The organism is Vibrio sp. 10N.239.312.C11 (genome assembly GCF_041466065.1).
Lineage (GTDB): Bacteria > Pseudomonadota > Gammaproteobacteria > Enterobacterales > Vibrionaceae > Vibrio > Vibrio tasmaniensis_A.
In genome coordinates this window covers 1-2,430 of record NZ_JBFSRZ010000119.1, presented here as the reverse complement: position 1 = coordinate 2,430, position 2,430 = coordinate 1, and the positions used below count along the sequence as shown (strand labels likewise).

The 2,430-nt window shown below is 45.7% G+C and carries 2 protein-coding genes; both read right to left on the bottom strand.

The genetic code is table 11. The annotated features are described in order from the left end of the window. Positions 1 to 79 precede the first annotated feature (79 nt). Positions 80 to 1,003, bottom strand: coding sequence for a hypothetical protein (locus AB6D07_RS22805; RefSeq protein ID WP_017103718.1), 924 nt, complete (start codon positions 1,001 to 1,003; stop codon positions 80 to 82). A 237-nt stretch (positions 1,004 to 1,240) separates the two neighbouring features. Further along, complete coding sequence (yiaY, locus tag AB6D07_RS22800) at positions 1,241 to 2,398, bottom strand: L-threonine dehydrogenase (protein ID WP_372140762.1); 1,158 nt, start codon at positions 2,396 to 2,398, stop codon at positions 1,241 to 1,243. Positions 2,399 to 2,430: the final 32 nt, after the last annotated feature.

The window sequence follows — 2,430 nt, the reverse complement described above, 5'->3', positions numbered from 1 at the left end:
TTGGAACTTCAAACACTGACAAGTCGCCCCGTGGGTTCATGGGGCGGATACCACAAACACTCACTAGATACTAGTTCCACTAGACATTGTTGAACAAGACTTCAAGCCTAAGGGTGATGTTGGCTTCTTCGGTATGTTTCTCATAGGGCTCTCGTTCCCATTGGTAGCGCGGAATCAATTCGTAGAACAGCCATTCTTTCCAAACGTTTTCTCGGTAGGTTATCGACACCTGTGAGTATTCGTAGTGGTTATACGGCACGCTGGTTGCTGCAATCGTCGCGCTGTATTGCAGAGCTTGGTCTTGAGAAAGATAGTGATACAAAGTTAGCCCCGTACCGTACTCCCAGCCTTTAAGGTCGTCGTTATAACCTGCAAAGTTCGACCATCGCACTAAGAAGTCATCACTCAAAGAAAGATCAAAATCGATATCGGTGATCTCGCCAGTTTCTTGCTTTTCTTGATACACACGTTGGGTCAGCCTGAATACGGCATCGGTAGTGAGAGGGTAGGTAAAGCGATAACGAGCTTCAATACGCGGACGCAGTGTCGCTTTAATATTGAAGCTACTGTAACCCTTCGCATAAGCATCGTAACGAAGGCCGAGTGCGCTCTCTAATTCCTCTGAATCTTGTGGAAAGAAATCAAAGAACTCTTCATCGCTGACAGATTCGTAGATTAATTTTAGGCGCTTACTCGCAAAGGGAAGATGTAAACGTGCGTTGAGCTTGGTTGAGTAGTCGACGTCACCACCTTCTGAGTAAATAAAATCGTTGTACCAACGGACAGAAGTGCCCGCTCGAGCATCTTCGGTAATGCGGTCATCGACAAAGAAACTGTCAAACCATAATGCGGGTTGGCAAAATTTACTGTTTAGGTAGTGATAGGCTTTTTCGACAGGGGCGTCTTCTAGCGGCTGACTGTGGCACTCATTTTGTTCCTCTACTTGAGCGGAGTGGGTAACGAGTGAAGCTAATAATGAGGTGCTAACTATCCAACGACTCAATGGAACCTGTTTGTCATTCTATATATCAATAGTTTAACTATAACCAAGCGATCGCAACAATGCGACTTTTTAGTGGTGAGCAGTGAGTGATTAGTCACTACTGATTAGTGATGAGGGTAAAGATCTGAAAGGTATCGGACAGATAAAAAAACGGGCTCAGAAGGTGAGCCCGTTTGTGTTAGCTATTTGTTTTTAGCAAGAGCCGCGTGTTTCTAGCTCGAATAAATTGTCGCTAGATTACATTGCCGCTTCGAAGATCGCTGAGATTTCTTCGTGAGTCGCTTGTTTAGGGTTAGTGAAACCACAAGCGTCTTTAAGAGCGTTGTCAGACAGAGTCGGGATGTCTTCCAATTTAGCACCCAGTTGAGCAATACCTGTTGGGATGTTCACGTCATTTGCTAGTTGAACAATCGCGTTGATAGCTGCTTCTGCGCCTTGCTCTGCTGTCATACCTTCAACATTCACACCCATCGCTTTTGCAACATCACGTAGACGATCTGGACAAACTTGAGCGTTGTAACGTTGAACGTGTGGTAGCAAGATAGCGTTACATACACCGTGTGGAAGGTCGTAGAAACCACCCAGTTGGTGCGCCATTGCATGAACATAGCCAAGAGAAGCGTTGTTGAATGCCATCCCCGCCATGAACTGTGCGTAAGCCATTTGCTCGCGAGCTTCAATGTCTTCACCGTGCGCTACTGCTGTTCTTAGATGTGCTTGCACAAGTTCGATTGCTTTAATCGCAACTGCGTCTGTGATTGGCGTTGCTGCGATTGAAACGTAAGCTTCGATTGCGTGTGTCAACGCATCCATGCCTGTTGCTGCCGTTAGTGATGCAGGTTTAGCAAGCATCAACTCAGGATCGTTTACTGAGATAAGCGGTGTTGTGTGCTTATCAACGATAGCCATCTTAATGTGACGAGCTTCGTCAGTAATGATGCAGAAACGCGTCATTTCAGAAGCTGTACCTGCTGTTGTGTTGATAGCAATTAGAGGCATCATTGGCTTTTCAGACTGGTCTACGCCTTCGTAATCTGCAATTTTGCCGCCATTAGAGGCAACCAGAGCGATACCTTTTGCACAGTCATGTGGCGAACCGCCACCTAGTGAAACAACGAAATCACAATCGTTGTCAGTTAGTAACTCAAGACCATCGTTCACGTTAGTGATGGTTGGGTTTGGTTGAGTACCGTCGAATACAACTGCGTCTACGCCACGTTGGCTAAGTAGGTCTTGTACCTGTTTAACCACGCCAATTTGGTTAAGGATCTTATCCGTTACGATCAGACCTTTTTTGAAGCCTTGAGACTGAATGCTATCAGCAGCATCTTTCAAACAGCCAGTACCCATGAAGTTGATTGTAGGGATGTAAAAGGCTTTGTTGCGTAATTCAATGGAACTAAATCAAGAACCTACGATCTGATCAG